The organism is Streptomyces sp. NPDC017529, from assembly GCF_044329785.1.
In the GTDB taxonomy this organism is placed as follows: Bacteria; Actinomycetota; Actinomycetes; order Streptomycetales; family Streptomycetaceae; genus Streptomyces.
This window is the reverse complement of sequence record NZ_JBIRJY010000005.1, coordinates 432,121-452,239: the sequence shown is the minus strand read 5'-3', so window position 1 is coordinate 452,239 and position 20,119 is coordinate 432,121. Positions and strand designations below refer to the sequence as shown.

Below are 20,119 nucleotides of genomic sequence, written 5' to 3'. Positions count from 1 at the left end.
GGTGAAGATCGGACACACCCCGACAGTCTTTTCGATCTAGGGGTTTCAACCTGCACCGGCCCAGGTAGGGTCAGGAAGCGTCCAGCTCCCCTTGGAGGAGGTGAGGACCGTGGCAGCCCACGACGACGACATCAACCGCGGCATCCGGCCGGGGCGGGGGTCTGACGACCCTGCCGGCCAGGTTGCCTATCTCGAGCAGGAGATCGCCGTCCTGCGACGCAAGCTCGCCGACTCTCCGCGTCACACGAGGATTCTCGAAGAGCGGATCGTCGAGCTGCAGACCAACCTGGCCGGCGTTTCGGCACAGAACGAACGACTCGCCAACACGCTCCGTGAGGCGCGCGACCAGATCGTCGCCCTCAAGGAGGAAGTCGACCGGCTCGCACAGCCGCCGGCCGGCTTCGGAGTCTTCCTGCAGGCGAACGAGGACGGCACGGCCGACATCTTCACCGGAGGCCGCAAACTCCGGGTGAACGTCAGCCCCAGCGTCGACCTCGAAGAGCTGCGGCGTGGCCAGGAGGTCATGCTCAACGAGGCTCTCAACGTGGTCGAGGCCATGGAGTACGAGAACGCCGGGGACATCGTCACCCTCAAGGAGATCCTTGAGGACGGCGAGCGGGCCCTGGTCATCGGGCACACCGACGAGGAGCGGGTGGTGAGGCTCGCCGAGCCGCTGCTGGACATCACCATCCGCCCCGGCGACGCCCTGCTCCTGGAACCGCGCTCCGGCTACGTCTACGAGGTCATCCCGAAGAGCGAGGTCGAAGAGCTCGTCCTCGAAGAGGTCCCGGACATCGACTACACGAAGATCGGCGGTCTGGGCGGCCAGATCGAACTGATCCGCGACGCGGTCGAGCTCCCGTACCTCTACCCCGACCTGTTCAAGGAGCACGAACTGCGCCCGCCCAAGGGCGTCTTGCTCTACGGACCGCCCGGCTGCGGCAAGACGCTCATCGCCAAGGCCGTGGCGAACTCGCTCGCCAAGAAGGTCGCCGAGGTGACCGGGCAGCCCGCGGGGAAGAGCTTCTTCCTCAACATCAAGGGCCCCGAGCTGCTGAACAAGTACGTCGGCGAGACGGAGCGGCACATCCGCCTCGTCTTCCAGCGGGCCAGGGAGAAGGCGAGCGAGGGCACACCCGTCATCGTCTTCTTCGACGAGATGGACTCCCTCTTCCGCACCCGCGGATCCGGGGTCAGCTCGGACGTGGAGAACACCATCGTCCCGCAGCTGCTCTCCGAGATCGACGGTGTGGAGGGCCTGGAGAACGTCATCGTGATCGGCGCCTCCAACCGCGAGGACATGATCGACCCGGCGATCCTGCGTCCCGGCCGGCTCGACGTCAAGATCAAGATCGAGCGTCCGGACGCCGAGGCCGCCAAGGACATCTTCTCGAAGTACCTCACCGAGCGCCTGCCGCTGCACGCCGACGACCTCGGCGAGCACGGCGGAGTCCGCTCGGCGGCGGTCAGTGCGATGATCCAGTCGGTCGTCGAGCAGATGTACGCGGAGTCCGAGGAGAACCGCTTCCTGGAGGTCACCTACGCCAATGGCGACAAGGAAGTTCTCTATTTCAAGGACTTCAACTCCGGCGCAATGATCGAAAACATCGTCGGACGCGCCAAGAAGATGGCCATCAAGGCATTCCTCGAACACAACCAGAAGGGTCTGCGCGTCGCCCACCTGCTCCAGGCGTGCGTGGACGAGTTCAAGGAGAACGAGGACCTGCCCAACACCACCAACCCGGACGACTGGGCCCGCATCTCCGGCAAGAAGGGCGAGCGGATCGTTTACATCCGCACCCTGGTCACCGGCAAGCAGGGCGCGGACACCGGCCGCTCCATCGACACGGTGGCGAATACCGGCCAATACCTGTAACACCGCCGACCGGCTGCGGATGTCCTGCACGGGGCGTCCGCAGCCGGACGCATTTCCGGGGCCACGGGGGTGATCCTCCGGAACGCGGCGACGGAGCAGGTAAAAACCGGACTGGAGCAATGACTGTAATGATCTCCCCAGCGCCGCAAAGGCGTTCTAGGCTCTTCGGTACCGCCGCTTCACGCACTGCGGGAGCGGGGACCGCACACGGACCGGAAGCGCAGCGGTACTTGAGCGCCGACCCCATCCGGGGGCGCCGCCGGGCAAGGAGGGCCGCATGACCGTACGGCGAGTAATGGGAATCGAGACGGAGTACGGGATCTCCGTCCCCGGCCACCCGAACGCCAATGCCATGCTCACCTCGTCCCAGGTCGTCAACGCCTACGCGGCGGCGATGCACCGGGCGCGACGCGCCCGCTGGGACTTCGAGGAGGAGAACCCGCTGCGGGACGCCCGAGGTTTCGACCTCGCCCGCGAGAACGCCGACGCCAGCCAGCTGACCGACGAGGACATCGGGCTGGCCAATGTGATCCTCACCAACGGGGCACGTCTGTACGTGGACCACGCGCATCCGGAGTACAGCTCGCCCGAGGTCACCAACCCGCGCGACGCGGTGCTCTGGGACAAGGCCGGCGAGCGCATCATGGCCGAGGCCGCCGAGCGCGCGGCCCAGGTCCCCGGCGCCCAGCCCATCCACCTCTACAAGAACAACACCGACAACAAGGGCGCCTCCTACGGCACGCACGAGAACTACCTGATGAAGCGGGAGACCCCCTTCTCGGACATCGTGCGCCATCTGACGCCCTTCTTCGTCTCCCGCCAGGTCTTCGCGGGCGCCGGCCGCGTCGGCATCGGCCAGGACGGCCACGAGCACGGCTTCCAGCTCAGCCAGCGCGCCGACTACTTCGAGGTCGAGGTCGGCCTGGAGACCACTCTCAAGCGCCCCATCATCAACACCCGCGACGAGCCGCACTCCGACGCCGAGAAGTACCGCCGGCTGCACGTGATCATCGGGGACGCGAACCTCTCCGAGATCTCGACGTACCTCAAGCTGGGCACCACCTCGCTGGTCCTGTCCATGATCGAGGACGGCTTCATCGCCGTGGACCTCGCCGTCGACCAGCCCGTACGCACCCTCCACCAGGTCTCCCACGACCCCTCGCTGCGGCACCTGGTCACGCTGCGCAGCGGCCGGACACTGACCGCTATCCAGCTGCAGATGGAGTACTTCGAGCTGGCGCGCAAGTACGTGGAGGACCGCCTCGGCGCGGACGCCGACGAGCAGACCAAGGACGTCCTGGCCCGCTGGGAGGACGTGCTCGGGCGCCTGGAACACGACCCGATGAGCCTGTCCGGCGAGCTGGACTGGGTGGCGAAGCGGGAGCTCATGGAGGGCTACCGGCGCCGCGACGGCGTCGGCTGGGACGCGGCGCGGCTGCACCTGGTCGACCTGCAGTACGCCGACGTACGGGCCGACAAGGGCCTCTACAACCGCCTCGCGGCCCGCGGCAAGATGAAACGGCTGCTGACCGACGCCGAGGTCGACCGGGCGGTGCAGGCGCCCCCGGAGGACACCAGGGCGTACTTCCGCGGCCGCTGCCTGGAGCAGTACGCGGACGACGTGGCCGCGGCCTCCTGGGACTCGGTGATCTTCGATCTGCCGGGCCGTGACTCTCTGCAACGGGTTCCGACACTGGAGCCGCTGCGCGGCACCCGTAACCACGTCAAGGAGCTCCTCGACCGGTGCCGTACGGCCGAGGACCTGGTCAGGGTCCTTTCCGGAGGGTGATCCGGACCCCGATCGGGCACCCGGCGAGGGGCTGAAAGGTCCCCCGAACGGGAATCATCGGGGTGTCTCCCGGACGTTGCACCAAGACAACGAAGAACAGGGCCGATGTCAGACCTTGCTTGTAGGGTCTGATCTTGACAAGTCACATCGAGCGGGGCGAACCGAGCGGGGTGAGGGATATGGCGACCAAGGACACCGGCGGCGGACAGCAGAAGGCGACGCGTTCCACCGAGGAGGTCGAGGAGCAGTCGCAGGACGCACAGGCTGCCGACGATCTCAAGGAGCGGCAGGAGAAGCTCTCGGACGACGTCGACTCCGTCCTCGACGAGATCGACGACGTGCTCGAAGAGAACGCCGAGGACTTCGTCCGGAGTTTCGTGCAAAAGGGCGGCCAGTAGCCGATCCGCCGCTTCGGCCGGCAAGGGGTGCGGCGCGTACGGGCACGGGCTGCCCGCGGCCGCATCCGCTGCCGGGCGGAACCGGCGGGCCGACCTCCGGCCGAGGTGCCGGCGGTGCGTGGCGGAGCGCGGAGCCGCGCACCGCCGGTGCCCCCGGGGTGCCCGGCGCACGGCCGCATGTGGATCACGACCACAAGACGGGTAAGGTCCGGGGCGTACGGTGCTTCAGCAGCAACGCAGCGCTGGGCCAATTCAAGGATCGGCCGGACGTCTTGGGGCGGGCGGCCGAATATCCGGAAGGAAACGTGTGGAAGCCAACACTCGTAGCACCGGGCGTCTGCCGGCGGCCTTCCTGACGCCCGGCTCCTCGTCGTTCATGGACTTCCTCGGGGAGCACTCGCCGGAACTTCTGCCGGGCAAGCGGCCGCCGCTGCCCGTCCAGGGGGCCGTCGAGGCGCCGCACGGCACGACGATCGTGGCGGCCTCGTTCCCCGGCGGCGTGGTGCTCGCCGGCGACCGCCGCGCGACGATGGGCAACGTCATCGCGCAGCGCGACATCGAGAAGGTCTTCCCCGCCGACGAGTACTCGGCCGTCGGCATCGCCGGCACCGCCGGTCTCGCGGTCGAGATGGTCAGGCTCTTCCAGCTGGAACTGGAGCACTTCGAGAAGGTCGAGGGCGCCCAACTCTCCCTGGAGGGCAAGGCCAACCGCCTCTCGACGATGATCCGCAGCAACCTGGGGATGGCCATGCAGGGCCTGGCCGTGGTGCCCCTGTTCGCCGGCTGGGACGTGGACCGCGAGAAGGGCCGCATCTTCTCGTACGACGTGACCGGCGGGCGCTCGGAGGAGCACGGCTTCGCGTCGACGGGTTCCGGCTCGGTCTTCGCGCGCGGCGCCCTCAAGAAGCTCTACCGCGACGACTTCACGGAGAACCAGGCCGCCACCGCCGTCGTCCAGGCGCTGTACGACGCCGCGGACGACGACTCGGCGACCGGCGGCCCCGACCTGGCGCGCCGCATCTACCCGATCGTCACCGTGATCACCGAGGACGGCTTCAAGCGGTTCACCGAGGCCGAGGTGTCCCAGATCGCCCGGGCCGTCCACGAGCGGCGGCTCGACGAGCCCGACGGCCCGCGTGCCGCGCTGCTCTGAGGGACGGAAGTCCGCCATGCACGCGCCACTGAGAGAGTCATTGACAGAAAGGGACGGATAGCCGGTGTCGACGCCGTTCTATGTCTCACCCCAGCAGGCCATGGCCGACCGCGCGGAGTACGCACGCAAAGGCATCGCGCGCGGCCGCAGCGTCGTGGTGCTGCAGTACACCGACGGCGTGGTCTTCGTCGCCGAGAATCCTTCCCGCGCCCTGCACAAGGTCAGCGAGATCTATGACCGCATCGCCTTCGCCGCGGTCGGCAAGTACAACGAGTTCGAGAACCTGCGCATCGGCGGCGTGCGCTACGCCGACCTGCGCGGATATACCTACGACCGCGCGGACGTGACCGCGCGGGGCCTCGCCAACGTCTATGCGCAGACCCTCGGCACGATCTTCTCCAGTGCCGCCGAGAAGCCCTACGAGGTGGAGCTGATCGTCGCGGAGGTGGGCAACGCCCCCGAGGACGACCAGATCTACCGGCTGCCGCACGACGGCTCGATCGTGGACGAGCACGGTTCGGTCGCGGTGGGCGGCAGCGCCGATCAGATCAGCAGCTACCTCGACCAGCGGCACCGTGACGGCATGACGCTGGGCGAGGCGCTGAAGCTGGCCGTCGAGTCGCTCTCGCGCGACAACAACGGCGGCGAACGCACGCTGACCGCCGAGCAGTTGGAGGTCGCGACCCTGGACCGTACGCGGCCGCAGCAGCGGAAGTTCAAGCGGATCCTGGGCCGTCAGCTCTCCCGGCTGCTGGAGGAGAACGGCGCCGCGGTGTCCGCGGCGGGGGAGGACCGGGAAGGGGCCGGCGACGAACCGTCGGACTCCGAAGGCGCCTCGGGCTCCGAAGGCGGCCCGGACACCGGGAAGTAGCGCTTACGAGGCGTCGTGCGGCGTGCCGGTGGCCGGCAACCGTACGACGCGGCAGAGGGGCACCCACGCGCCCCGGCGGGTCGGCACCCGCCGGGGCGCGCCGCGTTGTGCTGCGGTCACCGGGGCGGCGCGGTGGAGCCGCGGACGACCAGTTCGGCCGGCAGGGTCGCGGGCGCGGGCGTACCGCCGTCCAGCGCCGTCATCAGGGCCCGCATGCCGGCGGCCCCCACGTCCTCGGCGGGCAGCCGCAGGGTGGTCAGTTCCGGTTCCAGGGCGGTGGCCAGCGCCAGGTCGTCGACGCCCGTGACGGAGACGTCCTCCGGTACCCGCAGGCCCAGCCGGCGCGCGGCTTTGCAGGCCCCCGCCGCCAGGAGGTCGTCGTCGCACAGGAGGGCGGTCGGCCGGGGGCCGGGCCGGGTCAGGGCGGCGTGCGCGGCGCGCAGGCCCGCCTCGACACTGAGGGCGGCCGGTTCGGTCCGTACGAGGGCGTCCGGGACGCCGCGCAACGCCTCCGCGAGCGCCTGGGCCCGTACGCGGAAGGTCCAGGCGTCGATGTCGGCGGCGAGGTGGGCGATCCGGCGGTGACCCAGCGCGAGCAGGTGCGTGGTCAGCCGGCGGACGCCGCCGGAGAGGTCCAGGTTGACGGTCGCGGTGGCCCCGGAGTCGTCCGGGTCGCTGTCGAGCAGGACCAGCGGCAGCCCCTCGCCGCGCATGGCGGCCAGGGCGTCGGAGGCCATCGAGGAGGCGATCACGCCGTCGAGTGAGGCGCGCGCCGAGTCGAAGGGGTCGCGGGCCGGGCCGACGCCTTCGGGGGAGGGGTACAGCACGACGCCGAAGCCGTTCTCGGCGGCGACCCGCGCCGCGCCGGTGTAGACGCGCGCGAAGAACTCGGTGGTCAGGGCGGGGACGACGAGCAGCGCGGTACGGGTGCGGCCCAGCCGGAGGCTGCGGGCGGCCAGGTTGGGCCGGTAGCCGAGGTCGCGGGCGGCGGCGCGGACGGATTCGGCCTTGGGCCGCGAGACGCGGCCGTGCCACTTGTCGCCGAGGACCAGGGAGACGGCGGCCTGCGAGACGCCGGCGGCGCGGGCCACGTCCCGGCTGGTCACGCGGGCGCCGGCGGCCGTGCCCCGGCGTGCTGCTGTCGGGTCCTCTTGGGGGGTCACCGGGGTCTGGCTCCTCGCGTCGGTACGTCGCGGTGTGGACCCGCGGACCGGTCCCATGGTACGTATGACGCCCGCACGTTATACGTAACACTCCCGGCCGAGCCGGGCAGGAGGGGGCGGGCATGGCCGCTGGGTACGCGGAGCTGCTCAGGACGCGGCACGCGGCGCGGCTGCTGGTCGGGACACTGATCGGCAGGCTGCCGAACGCGACGGGGCCGCTGGCCATCGTGCTCTTCACCCGCGCGGAGGGCGGCAGCTACGTGCTCGCCGGGGCGCTGTCCGCCGTGTACGGGCTGAGCAACGCCATCGGGCAGCCGCTGCTGGGGCGGGCGGTGGACGTGTACGGGCAGCCGCGCGTGATCCTGCCCGCCGCCGTGATCTCCGCCCTGGGCATGACCTTGCCGGCGGCCGTGGGACTCGATCCGCTGCCCGTGGTGTACGCGGCCATGGTGGTCGCCGGGTTCTTCACGCCGCCGCTGGAGGGCGGGCTGCGCGCGCTGTGGCCCGGGGTGCTCAAGCGCGAGGACCGGGTGCACGCCGCGTACGCGCTGGACGCGGTGGCGCAGGAAGTGCTGTTCGCGGTGGGCCCGTTGCTGGTGACCACGTGTGTGGCGGCCTGGTCGGAACGGTCGGCGCTGCTGGTGGTCAACGTGTTCGGGGTGCTGGGCGCGCTCTCGGTGGCCGTCTCGGCGCCGTCGCGGCAGTGGCGCAGCGCGCCACGGGAGGCGCACTGGCTGGGGGCCTTGCGGTCCTCCGGGATCGTGGTGCTCGTGGCGTCGTTCTTCTTCGTGGGCGCGGCGCTGGGGTCGATCGCGGTGGCGGCGGTGGCGTATGCCGACGCGCACGGCGGCGGCATGGTCTCCAGCTACCTGCTGTCCGCCCTCGGCGTCGGCGCGCTGCTGGGCGGTGTGGTGTACGGCGCACGGCAGTGGCCCGGCCATCCGGAGAACCGGCTGCGGCTGCTGGTGGCCCTGCTGGCGGTGGGGTACGTGCCCTTGGCGGTGACGCCGGGAGTGGTGGGGATGACGCTGCTGGCGGGGCTGTCCGGTGTCTCCCTGGCGCCCGCGCTGGCGTGTGCGTTCGTGGTGGTGGACCGGCACGCGCCGCGCGGCACGGTCACCGAGGCGTTCTCGTGGCTGGTGACCACGATCGGGGTCGGGTCGGCGGTGGGGATGACGGTGGTGGGGCCCGCGGTGCAGCGGGGCGGCCCGGCCGCCGGGTTCGCGGTGGCCGGCGCGGGCGGCGTGGCCGCACTGGTCGTCCTTCTGTCGACAAAGCGCTTTCTTTCCCCTGGTGGCGGGGTCGCCGCGAGCCGGGCTGTGCGGGTCACGGCGGAAAATGATCGGAACGGGGCGGCCCAACCCGGTTTCAGAGCAGGGCATCAGGCGTAATGTTCAGTCATGGACCGCCGCATTTTCGGGCTGGAGAACGAGTACGGCGTCACGTGCACGTTCAGGGGACAGCGCCGACTGTCTCCTGACGAAGTGGCGCGGTACCTCTTCCGCCGTGTCGTGTCATGGGGCCGCAGCAGCAATGTCTTCCTGCGGAACGGCGCCCGCTTGTACCTGGACGTGGGATCGCACCCGGAATACGCAACCCCCGAGTGCGACAACGTGACCGAGCTGGTCACCCACGACAAGGCCGGCGAGCGCATTCTCGAAGGTCTGCTGGTCGACGCCGAGCGCCGCCTGCACGAGGAGGGAATCGCGGGCGACGTCTATCTCTTCAAGAACAACACCGATTCCGCCGGAAACTCCTATGGTTGCCACGAAAACTATCTCGTGGCCCGGCACGGGGAGTTCTCCCGGCTCGCGGACATTCTCATTCCGTTCCTGGTCACCCGCCAGCTGCTGTGCGGCGCGGGCAAGGTCCTGCAGACGCCGCGCGGGGCCGTCTACTGCGTGAGCCAGCGCGCCGAGCACATCTGGGAGGGCGTCTCCTCGGCGACGACCCGGTCCCGCCCGATCATCAACACCCGCGACGAGCCGCACGCCGACGCGGAGCGCTACCGCCGGCTGCACGTCATCGTCGGCGACTCCAACATGTCCGAGACGACGATGCTGTTGAAGGTCGGCGCCACGGACCTCGTGCTGCGCATGATCGAGGCCGGCACCGTCATGCGCGACCTGACGCTGGAAAACCCGATCCGCGCCATTCGTGAGGTCAGCCACGACATAACGGGCCAGCGAAAGGTGCGGCTCGCCAGCGGCCGGGAGGCGTCCGCGCTGGAGGTCCAGCAGGAGTACTACGAAAAGGCGGTGGACTTCTGCGAACGGCGCGGTATCCGTACGGGCATGGTCGAGCAGGTCCTGGAGTTGTGGGGCCGTACGCTCGAAGCCGTCCGTGAACAGGATCTCGACCGTATCGACACCGAGATCGACTGGGTCATGAAGTACAAGCTCATCGAGCGGTACCGCGCGAAGAACAACATCAGCATGTCGCATCCGCGGGTGGCGCAGATAGACCTCGCGTATCACGACATCCACCGCCGCCGGGGCCTTTACTACCTCCTGGAGCGGAAGGGCCAGGCGGCTCGTATCTGCAACGACTTGAAGATCTTCGAGGGCAAGTCGGTGCCGCCGCAGACCACCCGGGCGCGGCTGCGCGGCGACTTCATCCGCCGCGCGCAGGAGCAGCGCCGCGATTTCACGGTGGACTGGGTGCACCTGAAGCTCAACGACCAGGCGCAGCGCACGGTGCTGTGCAAGGACCCGTTCCGGTCGGTGGACGACCGGGTGGAGAAGCTGATCGCCGGTATGTGAGTCCGGGCCGTCACCGGATACGGTGACGGCCGGCCGTGGAGGTGCCGGGAGCGCGGGGCGCTCCCGGCACATTGCTCTATTCCACCGTTGTGTTGCTTATGGAAATGCACCCAGGTTCAGGTCGTAGAGTGGCGGGCATTGCCCACCCGCCCCACGACCCCGAGTTGGACTTCATGAACCTCACGAAGAACACCAGCCGCGCTGCCGCCGCGGCGCTGACCGTGCCCCTCCTGCTGTTCACCGCCGCCTGCGGGTCCGATGACGGCAAGGGCTCGTCGGCTTCCGCCTCCGCCTCCGCGGTCGCCAAGGTGGAGGGGAAACCCGGGGAACAGCCCAAGATCACCGTGCCGAAGGACGCCAAGGCGCCCGACGAGGCCGTCACCAAGACGCTGATCGAGGGCAAGGGCGCGACGGTGAAGAAGGGCGACTACGTACGCCTGGACTTCGCGGCGCAGACCATGAAGAGCGGCCAGAACCTCGGCAGCACGTGGACCAAGCAGCCCGGCGCGGATGCGAAGGCGCCGCGGATGCAGCTGGTCAGCGAGGTGAGCGACCAGCAGACCCAGCAGCAGCTGCCGCAGAAGGTGCTGGAGGCGGTGGCGGGCCAGAAGGTCGGCAGCCGGTTCGAGGTCGAGGGCACCGCGAAGGCGCTGATCGGCGAGAACCTGAACCCGCAGTCCGGCATCAAGCCGGAGGACGGCCTGGTGTGGGTCGTGGACGTGGCCGGCGCGGGCAAGGCGGACAAGAAGGGCAAGTCCGAGGGCGAGCAGGCGGCGCCTGAGGAGGGCATGCCCGAGGTGAAGGCGGAGGGCGACAAGGCCGCGACGATCACCATCCCCAAGGGGGAGGAGGCGCCCGCCGACCTCAAGGAGCAGGTCCTGATCAAGGGCAAGGGCCCGAAGGTGAAGGCCGGCGACGGGCTGATCGCGCAGTACACGGGCGTGAAGTGGGAGGACGGCAAGAAGTTCGACTCCTCCTGGGACCACGGCGGGGCGACCGCCTTCCAGATCGGCACCGGTGCCGTCGTCAAGGGCTGGGACCAGGCGCTGGTCGGCAAGAACGTCGGCGACCGGGTGGAGATCGTGATCCCGCCGAAGCTGGGCTACGGCGCGAACCCGCAGCACGAGCTGGGCAAGAGCACTCTCGTGTTCTCCGTGGACATCGTCGGCACGGTGTGAACTACATCTGCCAGACTGTGGTCGTAGCAGTACAGATTCGTTCGTAGGAGCACTTTCGTGAGCATCGACAAGCCCGAAATCGACTTTCCCGAGGGCGAAGCCCCCACCGATCTGGAGATCGTGGACCTGTGGGAGGGTGACGGGCCGGTCGCCAAGGCCGGGGACTACGTCAAGGTCCACTATGTCGGGGTCTCCTTCAGCTCCGGCGAGGAGTTCGACGCGAGCTGGAACCGCGGCAACCCGCTGGAGTTCCAACTCGGTGCCGGCCAGGTCATTCCCGGCTGGGACAAGGGCGTACAGGGCATGAAGGTCGGCGGCCGCCGCCGGCTGACCATCCCGCCGCACCTGGCCTACGGCGACCGCGGCGCCGGCGGCGGCCGCATCGCCCCCGGCGAGACGCTGATCTTCGTCTGTGACCTGATCTCCGTCTGAGACCGACGGCGGCCGGCCCACCGCACCGCGGCGGCCGGCCCACCGAGGGCCCGTGCCACCCGGCACGGGCCCTCGGCTTTCGCCGACCGGGCCGCCGCTGCCCGTCGTCCGGCCCCTCGGCTTTTGCCGCAGGTCCCCGGAGCGGTACGGTCATCGGTCGGGAGTCCGACAAGAAAGGGCGTCGATGGCCATTGCCAAGGCCGAGCGGCTGATGAACCTGGCGCTGTGCCTTCTGGGTACCCGTCGCCCGCTGACCAAACGCGAACTGCGGGCCTCCATCGAGGCGTACATGGAGACCTTCGGAGGCGGGGACGCCGGAAGCGGCAGCGACGACTCCTTCAACCGGATGTTCGAGCGCGACAAGGACGATCTGCGCGAGCTGGGCCTGGTCATCGAGACCGTCGAGGCACTGGACGGGGAGACCGGCTACCTCGCGCGCCGGGACAGCAACCGGCTCCCCCCGATCACCCTGGACGCGGCCGAGGCCGCCGCCCTGGGACTCGCCGCCAAGATCTGGCAGCAGGCCCGGCTGGCCGGCGCGGCCAGCGGCGCGCTCCAGAAGCTGCGCGCCGCCGGCATGCCCCTCCAGGACGACGACGCGTTCGAGGCGCAGCAGCCGCACAGCGCGCTGGAACCCCGCATCCCCGCCCACGAGGCAGCCTTCGAACCGCTGATGCTCGCCTGCCGCGACCGGCGCCCCGTCGTCTTCGACTACCGCAAGTCCAACGCCGCGCGCCCCGAGCAGCGGCAGGTGGAGCCGTGGATACTGGAGTGCTGGCGCGGCCACTGGTACCTGGCCGGCTGGGACCGCGAGCGGCAGGCCGAGCGCGTCTTCCGGCTCTCCCGCATCACCGGCAAGGTCCGCTCCCGGCAGGGGAAGTTCACCGCCGAGGTGCCCGACCACGTCACGGTCCGCGAGACCGTGGAGAGCTGGGCCGGCGAGACCGCCACCGGCACCGCCCGCATCAGACTGCGCGCCGACCACGGTTACCCGCTGCGCGCCCGCGCGCTGAACATCCGCGAGCTCGGCGGCGGCTGGGACGAACTGGAGATCCCGTACGGGCACGGACTCGACGCCTGGCTGGTGGAGTTCGGCCCCGACGTGGTGGTGCTGGAACCCGCCGAACTGCGGGCCGACGTCGTGGACCGGCTGCGCGCCGTGGCCAAGGGCTGAGAGAGACGGGACGCACACTCCATGGCTACGAACGCGATCGACCAGACCCGGCGCATGCTGTCGCTGGTGACCTACCTGCGCGAACGCCCCGGCGCCCGCGTCTCCGACGTCGCCCGCGCCTTCGGCATCACCGAGGACGAGCTGATCGCCGACCTCGACGTACTGCCCATGTGCGGTACCAGCTTCCGCGGCGGCGACCTGCTCGACATCGACACCGACGGCGACCGCATCTGGTGGCACAACCCCGACGACGTCGCCGAACCGCTCCGCCTCGCCGCCGACGAGGCCACCGCCCTGCTGGTGGCCGCCCGCGCGGTGGCCACCCTCCCCGGCCTGCGCGAGGGCGACCGGCAGGCGCTGCTGCGCGCCACCGCCAAGCTGGAGGCCGCGGCGGGCGAGGCGGCCGGGGCCAGCTCCCGGGTGTCGGTCACCTTCGAGTCCGAGGGCGGGGTCTTCGCCGACGTGGACCGGGCGATCGCCGAGCGGCGCCGGCTGTGGCTGCGCTACTACTCGCCCGCGCGCGACGAGCTGACCGAGCGCGAGGTGGACCCCATCCGGCTGTTCGCGGTGGGCCACACCTACGTAGAGGCGTGGTGCCGGCTCTCGGAGGCACGCCGCACCTTCCGGCTCGACCGGGTCGCCGAGATCAAGCTGCTCGACGCCCCCTCCGACCCGCCGCCCGTCGAACTGCGCGACCTGTCCGAAGGGCTGGTCCAGCCGGCGGCCGAGGACCCCGAGGTCGTCATCGAGGTCGGCCCCGGCGGCCGCTGGGTGGCCGAGTACTACCCGCACGACAGCGCCGACGAGCTGCCGGACGGCGGCCTGCGCATCACGCTGCGCACACCCGACCCCGCCTCGCTGCGGCGGCTCGCGCTGCGCCTGGGCCGCGACGGCCGCATCGTCTCGCCGCAGGCCCTCGCGGACAGCGCGCGCCAGGCGTCCCGGCAGGCGCTCGCGGCGTACGGCGAATAGGACGCGGAGGGCGGCGGCACGATGACGACGACCACGGCGGGCGCGATGACCACGACCCTGGCAGGACCGGTGCTCTTCAAGGCGGCCTGCCCGGCCTGCCGCGGCCGCTTCGAGCTGGCGTCGGACGCGTTGCGCCTGGCCATCGGCGCCAGCAGCCGTACGACCTTCTACTCCTTCACCTGTCCGGACTGCGGCAGCGCGGTCCGCAAACCGGCCGGCGAACGGATCGTCGAACTGCTCACCGGGGGCGGGGTGCGCACGCTGCGGCTGCACTGCGGCTGACGTGCTCCGAGACACACCCGCCCCGCCCATCCCGATAGGCTCGCCCCATGCTCTGGCCCATGATCGCTATCGCTCTCGGCTTCCTCGGCCTCGCCGTGCTCGGCGTCCTCGCCGTCCGCGTCTTCGTCGAGGTACGGCGGCTGGCCCGCCAGGTCGGAGAGACCTCGCAGCGCATCCAGCGGGCCGCCGAGGACCTGGAACGCGCGGCCACACCGCTGGCCGCGCGGGGCGGAAGAGTAAAGGGATGACGCGCTCTGCTCAGTCGTACGCGCGACCGGTACGCTGCTGAAGCGGGCCGAAGAGCGAGGCACCGGCCCGCAACCGGGAGTACGCGCGGAGATTGTCCAGCGTTTGCCGCCGCGCGTTACGATCGCTGCTGGCACGGCGGACGGACATATGTCCGATCTGTCGAGCAGCCCCAACCCCAGCCGCCTCGGTGAGAAGGTACCCAGTTATGTTCGGTGGAAAGATCGGTGTTCCCGAGATCCTCCTCATCCTCGTCGTCGTCCTGCTGCTGTTCGGCGCGAAGAAGCTCCCCGACATGGCTCGTTCGCTCGGCAAGTCCGCGCGCATCCTCAAGAGCGAGGCCAAGGCGATGAAGTCGGAGGGGACGGACTCGCAGTCGGCGCCGTCCGACCCGCCGAACCCGAACGGCCAGCAGGAGGCCCCGCGCACCATCCAGGCCGCCCCCGGCGACGTGAACAGCGGACGGCCGGTCGCCCAGCCGTCCGACACCACCAAGCGCTGACCGAGGGCCCGGACGGGGCAGGGGTGACGGCCACTGCCTCTCGCACGAGATGAGGACGTGGGGTGCTCAAGTCCGCCCTCCCGAAGAGCCGCAAAGAGAAGGATCCCGAGGGGCGCATGCCGCTCGTGGAGCACCTGCGCGAGCTGCGCAACCGGCTCGCCAAATCGGTCCTGGCCATCCTGATCGCCACGATCGTCTGTGCGTTCTTCTACGGCGAGATCATCAACTTCATCACCAAGCCGGTCCTGCAGGCCGTCGGCTGTGATGCGCTGTTCACCGACCTGGCCAAGCAGCAGAAGGGCACCTGTGCCCGCATCGTCATGCTGGACCTCCTCGGGCCGTTCGCGCTGGCCCTGAAGGTCTCCCTGATGGGTGGCGTGATCCTGGCCAGCCCGGTCTGGCTGTACCAGTTGTGGGCCTTCCTCGCGCCGGGCCTGCACCGCCACGAGAAGAAGTACTCCCTGAGCTTCGTGGGCACCGGCTTCCCGCTCTTCGTCGTCGGCGCGTACTTCGCCTACTCGGTGCTGCCGACCACCGCCAAGGTGCTGCTGGAATTCACGCCGGTCGGCGTGGACAACCTGCTGCCGCTGGACAAGCTGCTCGACCTGGTCACCCGGATGTTCGTGGTCTTCGGGCTCTCCTTCGAGCTGCCGCTGGTGCTGGTCATGCTCAACTTCGCCGGCGTCCTGTCCGCGGCCCGGATGCGTGGCTGGTGGCGCGGCATGGTGATGGGCATCACCGTGTTCTCGGCCATCGCCACCCCGAGCACCGACCCGCTGACGATGATCGCCCTCGCCGCGCCCATCTGCCTCCTGTACTTCACGGCCGTCGCGATCGCCACGATGAACGACTCCCGCAGGCAGCGCAGGCTGGCCGCGGGGCTCGCCGACGACGAGGCCTCCGAGCTGGACCTGACACCTGACGACATCGGCGAGGTGGAACCGGTCACCGGCCACCGGATGCTGCCGGAGCAGGCCGGCGGCGATGGGCCGCCGCGCCGCAACGGGTACGACGACGCGACGTGACCGGCAGGGCCGGGGCGAGGTGTGAGCCGAACCACCGACCCCCGGCCGCCGGGCCGCCCCGCGTTCCTGCGTCGCCCCTGACCTTGCGTCGCCCCGTGTTCCAGCGTCGCCCCGCGCTTCTCCGGGGCGAATCGAACGTGCTCGTCCCCCCGGCCGGGGGTTACCCAGGGGTGGCGGGTGCGAACCCGCGCCCCGCACGCCGCCCGTGCACGCCGCCCCCCCCACACGCCGCCCCCCCGCACGCCGCCCGTGCGCGCTGCCCGTGCGCGCCGCCCCCCCCACCCCGCCCCCGCACGCCGCCCGTGGCGCGTGCCCGCGCCGGTCGGTGGTTGTCGGGAGGTTCGGGGGGCTGCGGGTGTCGGCGGGTGGGTGGGGGAGCGGGGGCTTGGGGGAGGGTCGGTAAAGGGCGGCCATAATGATCGGCTCGTTGTCAGAGGTGGCCGGTAGGCTCGTAAGCACGATGACCGAGGACATGTCCCCTGCTGAGCGCTACGCCGCCGCCAAGCTGCGGGCGGCGGAGCAGGCCACCGCACTCGCCCCTTTCCGTGAGATGTACGACTTCGCGCTGGACCCGTTCCAGATCGAGGCGTGCCAGGCCCTGGAGGCCGGGAAGGGAGTGCTGGTCGCGGCCCCGACCGGATCCGGCAAGACGATCGTGGGCGAGTTCGCCGTCCACCTGGCCCTGGAGCAGGGCCGTAAATGCTTTTACACCACGCCGATCAAGGCGCTGTCGAATCAGAAGTACCAGGACCTGGTGCGGCGCTACGGCGCGGACCGGGTCGGCCTGCTGACCGGTGACAACAGTGTCAACTCCGAGGCGCCGGTGGTCGTGATGACCACCGAGGTCCTGCGGAACATGCTGTACGCGGGTTCGCAGTCGCTGTCCGGGCTCGGGTATGTGGTGATGGACGAGGTGCATTACCTGTCCGACCGCTTCCGGGGGGCCGTCTGGGAAGAGGTGATCATTCACCTCCCCGAGTCCGTGACGCTGGTGTCCCTGTCCGCGACGGTTTCGAACGCGGAGGAGTTCGGCGCCTGGCTGGACACGGTGCGCGGTGACACGGAAGTGATCGTCTCCGAGCACCGCCCGGTGCCGCTGTGGCAGCACGTGCTCGCAGGCCGCCGGATGTACGACCTCTTCGAGGAACGCGAGGGCCGGTCCGGCGCCGGGCGCCGCGAGGTCAACCCGGACCTGGAGCGGCTCGCGCGGATGGAGAACAGCCGCCCGACGTTCGGCCGGGACAAGCGCCGGGGCCGCAACCAGCGCGAGGCGGACCGCGAGCGCGAGCGGCGCCAGCGCAGCCGTATCTGGACGCCGGGCCGTGCCGAGGTGATCGACCGGCTGGACAACGAGGGCCTGCTGCCGGCGATCACGTTCATCTTCAGCCGGGCCGGGTGCGAATCCGCCGTGCAGCAGTGCCTGTATTCGGGGCTGCGGCTCAACGACCAGGAGGGGCGGGCCAAGGTCCGCGCCATCGTGGAGGAGCGGACGGCCGGGATTCCCGATGAGGACCTGCACGTCCTCGGCTACTACGAGTGGCTGGAGGGGCTGGAGCGGGGTATCGCCGCGCACCACGCCGGCATGCTGCCGACCTTCAAGGAGGTGGTGGAGGAGCTCTTCCTGAAGGGGCTGGTCAAGGCCGTCTTCGCTACGGAGACGCTGGCGCTGGGCATCAACATGCCCGCGCGTTCGGTGGTGCTGGAAAAGCTGGTCAAGTGGAACGGCGAGCAGCACGCCGACATCACCCCCGGCGAGTACACGCAGCTCACCGGCCGTGCCGGGCGCCGCGGTATCGACGTCGAGGGCCACGCGGTGGTGCTGTGGCAGCGCGGCATGGACCCGGGCGCGCTGGCGGGCCTGGCCGGTACGCGTACGTATCCGCTGCGCTCGTCCTTCAAGCCGTCGTACAACATGGCGGTCAACCTGGTCTCGCAGTTCGGGCGGCACCGTTCGCGCGAGCTGCTGGAGATGTCCTTCGCGCAGTTCCAGGCGGACAAGTCGGTCGTCGGCATCTCGCGTCAGGTGCAGAAGAACGAGGAGGGTCTGGAGGGCTACAAGGAGTCCATGACCTGCCACCTCGGCGACTTCGAGGAGTATTCGCGGCTGCGCAGGCAGCTGAAGGACCGTGAGACGGAGCTGGCCAAGCAGGGCGCGGCGCAGCGCAGGACCGCGGCCGCGGCGGCGCTGGAGAAGCTCAGGCCGGGCGACGTCATCCACGTGCCGACGGGCAAGTACGCGGGCCTGGCGCTGGTGCTGGACCCGGGCATGCCGTCGGGGCGCACCAACGGCCACCGCGGCTACGACGCGCACGACGGGCCCCGGCCGCTGGTGCTGACCGCCGAGCGGCAGGTCAAGCGGTTGGCGTCGATCGACTTCCCGGTGCCGGTGGCGCCGCTGGACCGGATGCGCATCCCGAAGTCCTTCAACGCGCGCAGCCCGCAGTCGCGCCGCGACCTGGCGTCGGCGCTGCGTACGAAGGCCGGGCACCTCGTGCCGGAGCGGCACCGCAAGCAGCGGTCGGCGGCGGCCGACGACCGGGAGATCGCGCGGCTGCGTACGGAGCTGCGCGCGCACCCCTGCCACGGCTGCGACGAGCGCGAGGACCACGCGCGGTGGGCCGAGCGGTACCACCGGCTGCTGCGCGACACCCGGCAGCTGGAGCGCCGCATCGAGGGCCGTACGAACACGATCGCGCGCACCTTCGACCGGATCTGTGCCCTGCTGGCCGAACTGGGCTACCTGCACGGGGACACGGTCACGGACGAGGGCCGGCGGCTGGCGCGGCTGTACGGCGAGCTGGACCTCCTCGCGAGCGAATCCCTGCGCGAGGGCGTCTGGAACGGGCTGGGCCCGGCCGAACTGGCCGCCTGCGCCTCGGCGTTGGTCTACGAGGCGCGGCAGGCGGACGACGCGGTGGCGCCGAAGCTGCCGTCCGGCAAGGCGCGGGACGCGCTCGCCGAGATGGTGCGGATCTGGGGCCGGCTGGACGCCCTGGAGGAGGACCACAAGATCAACCAGGCCGAGGGCGTGGGCCAGCGCGAACCGGATCTCGGCTTCGCGTGGGCCGCGTACCGCTGGGCTTCCGGCTTCGGCCTGGACGAGGTGCTGCGGGAGGCGGAGATGCCGGCCGGCGACTTCGTGCGCTGGTGCAAGCAGCTGATCGACATCCTCGGCCAGATCGCGGCGGCGGCTCCGCCGGACGTGGCGCGCAACGCGCGGAAGGCCGTGGACGCGGTGCTCAGGGGCGTGGTGGCGTACTCCTCCGTGGGATGAGGGGGGAGGGAGGAGCGGCGAGGTTTGGGGCCCTCACTACTCCTCCCTCACGGTGCGGTCCGCCCCAGGGCAGGGGCCGGGCCCGCGTACCGCACGCCCCACCCCCGTGGTCCGGGCGTGCGGGGCTTCGGTGGGCTACGCCGGCGGGTTGACGGCGGTGGCCTTGAAGAAGGTGTAGTGAAACGTTCCTCCGGCGTCCGCGGTCCGGCGCAGGTCGCCGATGCCGCGCTCCCAGTCGGCCTCGGTCGTCAGCCCGGCGGCCAGCGCGTCGTCCCGCACCGACGCGATCATCGCGATGAACGTGGCGCGCGTGAAGCTGTCGACCAGTCCGGGCCGGGTCGCGTCGGCGTAGACCGTACGCGGCGACACGGCGACCTCCTCGTATCCGGCGCCGGTCAGCAGGGGCTGCACCTCCCGGCCGAGCAGCGCGTTGCCGCCGGCCGCGGCCTGCAACCGGACCTGGTGGCCGATCGCGGCGCGGGCGTGGGCGCTGTCCGGGTGGAAGAGCGCCGACCCGTGGTCGCCCTCGATGACGGTGATGCTGCCGCCGGGCCGCAGTACGCGCCGCAGGTCCGCCAGCGTCTGCCCGGGATCGGGCAGGTGCTCCAGGACGAAGCAGACGAAGAGGTGGTCGAAGCAGGCGTCGTCGTACGGCAGGTCGGTCAGGTCGGCCTGCTGCCAGTGCACCGTCGCCGCGTGCGGACGGGCGGCGAGGCGGGCGCGGGCCTGGGCGAGCGAATCGGCGGAGATGTCGACCGCGGTGATGTGTGCCCCCGGGCTGGACGCGGCCAGGTGCGCTGTCTGGGCGCCGACCCCGCACCCGGCCTCCAATACCCGGCTGCCCGCGGGGTACGCCGTGCCCGCGTGCAGGAGCGCTGCCAGGGTGTCCGCCTGGTCGGTCAGCCGGCGCGCCTCGTGGTCCGAATACCCGTGCACATAGCCTGTTGCGGGCGGGGCGGGGGACCGGTGGCCGTGCCCGGCGCCGGCCGGCTGGTCCGTCGCTGTTGCTGACGTTCTCATAC

General features: G+C 70.6%; 18 protein-coding genes and 1 pseudogene. 17 read left to right on the top strand and 2 right to left on the bottom strand.

The features are described 5' to 3' along the window. Positions 1–109 precede the first annotated feature (109 nt). The 6 genes and pseudogenes from arc to prcA all read left to right on the top strand — a co-directional run bounded on the left by arc (position 110) and on the right by prcA (position 6,087). On the top strand, positions 110–1,876 hold the full coding sequence (gene arc, locus ACH4K4_RS15890) for a proteasome ATPase (protein ID WP_398167739.1): 1,767 nt from the start codon (positions 110–112) through the stop codon (positions 1,874–1,876). A 277-nt stretch (positions 1,877–2,153) separates the two neighbouring features. Continuing rightward, positions 2,154–3,665: a depupylase/deamidase Dop gene (gene dop / locus ACH4K4_RS15885; protein ID WP_398167737.1), complete on the top strand. Its 1,512-nt coding sequence runs from the start codon at positions 2,154–2,156 to the stop codon at positions 3,663–3,665. Positions 3,666–3,844: 179 nt separating this feature from the next. Further along, positions 3,845–4,063 (top strand): ubiquitin-like protein Pup, encoded by a 219-nt coding sequence (locus ACH4K4_RS15880; RefSeq protein ID WP_003981605.1) that lies wholly within the window; start codon positions 3,845–3,847, stop codon positions 4,061–4,063. Between the two features lie 176 nt (positions 4,064–4,239). Further along, a pseudogene (locus ACH4K4_RS15875) lies at positions 4,240–4,419 on the top strand (endonuclease domain-containing protein); the annotation flags it as partial. Beyond that, positions 4,371–5,216, top strand: coding sequence for a proteasome subunit beta (gene prcB / locus ACH4K4_RS15870; RefSeq protein ID WP_398167736.1), 846 nt, complete (start codon positions 4,371–4,373; stop codon positions 5,214–5,216). The pseudogene ACH4K4_RS15875 and the gene prcB, both read left to right, overlap by 49 nt. 64 nt (positions 5,217–5,280) lie before the next feature. Continuing rightward, positions 5,281–6,087, top strand: coding sequence for a proteasome subunit alpha (prcA, locus tag ACH4K4_RS15865; RefSeq protein WP_398167735.1), 807 nt, complete (start codon positions 5,281–5,283; stop codon positions 6,085–6,087). 116 nt (positions 6,088–6,203) lie between these two features. Here the strand turns inward: prcA and ACH4K4_RS15860 are convergent, their stop codons facing one another. Beyond that, positions 6,204–7,250: a LacI family DNA-binding transcriptional regulator gene (locus ACH4K4_RS15860; protein ID WP_398167733.1), complete on the bottom strand. Its 1,047-nt coding sequence runs from the start codon at positions 7,248–7,250 to the stop codon at positions 6,204–6,206. Between the two features lie 122 nt (positions 7,251–7,372). Here ACH4K4_RS15860 and ACH4K4_RS15855 point away from each other — a divergent pair, with 122 nt between their 5' ends. The 11 genes from ACH4K4_RS15855 (at position 7,373) to ACH4K4_RS15805 (ending at position 19,097) form a co-directional block, all read left to right on the top strand. Further along, positions 7,373–8,641: an MFS transporter gene (locus ACH4K4_RS15855; RefSeq protein ID WP_398167731.1), complete on the top strand. Its 1,269-nt coding sequence runs from the start codon at positions 7,373–7,375 to the stop codon at positions 8,639–8,641. A 9-nt stretch (positions 8,642–8,650) separates the two neighbouring features. Beyond that, on the top strand, positions 8,651–10,012 hold the full coding sequence (gene pafA / locus ACH4K4_RS15850; protein WP_398167729.1) for a Pup--protein ligase: 1,362 nt from the start codon (positions 8,651–8,653) through the stop codon (positions 10,010–10,012). A 173-nt stretch (positions 10,013–10,185) separates the two neighbouring features. Beyond that, positions 10,186–11,190 carry an FKBP-type peptidyl-prolyl cis-trans isomerase gene (locus ACH4K4_RS15845; RefSeq protein WP_398168025.1) on the top strand — a complete coding sequence of 335 codons (1,005 nt, stop codon included), beginning with the start codon at positions 10,186–10,188 and terminating at the stop codon, positions 11,188–11,190. A 57-nt stretch (positions 11,191–11,247) separates the two neighbouring features. Beyond that, positions 11,248–11,622, top strand: coding sequence for an FKBP-type peptidyl-prolyl cis-trans isomerase (locus ACH4K4_RS15840; protein WP_398167727.1), 375 nt, complete (start codon positions 11,248–11,250; stop codon positions 11,620–11,622). Positions 11,623–11,806: 184 nt separating this feature from the next. Further along, positions 11,807–12,796 (top strand): helix-turn-helix transcriptional regulator, encoded by a 990-nt coding sequence (locus ACH4K4_RS15835; RefSeq protein ID WP_398167726.1) that lies wholly within the window; start codon positions 11,807–11,809, stop codon positions 12,794–12,796. A 21-nt stretch (positions 12,797–12,817) separates the two neighbouring features. Next, complete coding sequence (locus ACH4K4_RS15830) at positions 12,818–13,768, top strand: WYL domain-containing protein (protein ID WP_360127911.1); 951 nt, start codon at positions 12,818–12,820, stop codon at positions 13,766–13,768. Positions 13,769–13,789: 21 nt separating this feature from the next. Then, positions 13,790–14,050: a hypothetical protein gene (locus tag ACH4K4_RS15825; protein WP_398167725.1), complete on the top strand. Its 261-nt coding sequence runs from the start codon at positions 13,790–13,792 to the stop codon at positions 14,048–14,050. 47 nt (positions 14,051–14,097) lie between these two features. Continuing rightward, positions 14,098–14,298, top strand: a complete 201-nt coding sequence (locus tag ACH4K4_RS15820) for a hypothetical protein (protein ID WP_360127905.1) — start codon at positions 14,098–14,100, stop codon at positions 14,296–14,298. Positions 14,299–14,504: 206 nt separating this feature from the next. Beyond that, positions 14,505–14,798, top strand: coding sequence for a Sec-independent protein translocase subunit TatA (gene tatA / locus ACH4K4_RS15815; RefSeq protein WP_360127902.1), 294 nt, complete (start codon positions 14,505–14,507; stop codon positions 14,796–14,798). Positions 14,799–14,860: 62 nt separating this feature from the next. Continuing rightward, the gene (gene tatC, locus ACH4K4_RS15810; RefSeq protein ID WP_398167723.1) at positions 14,861–15,823 is read left to right on the top strand and encodes a twin-arginine translocase subunit TatC; all 963 of its coding nucleotides are present in this window, start codon (positions 14,861–14,863) and stop codon (positions 15,821–15,823) included. A 460-nt stretch (positions 15,824–16,283) separates the two neighbouring features. After that, on the top strand, positions 16,284–19,097 hold the full coding sequence (locus tag ACH4K4_RS15805; RefSeq protein WP_398167721.1) for a DEAD/DEAH box helicase: 2,814 nt from the start codon (positions 16,284–16,286) through the stop codon (positions 19,095–19,097). Positions 19,098–19,232: 135 nt separating this feature from the next. On the opposite strand, the gene ACH4K4_RS15800 is transcribed toward ACH4K4_RS15805, so the two are convergent. Then, positions 19,233–20,117: a methyltransferase domain-containing protein gene (locus tag ACH4K4_RS15800; RefSeq protein WP_398167720.1), complete on the bottom strand. Its 885-nt coding sequence runs from the start codon at positions 20,115–20,117 to the stop codon at positions 19,233–19,235. Positions 20,118–20,119 lie beyond the last annotated feature (2 nt).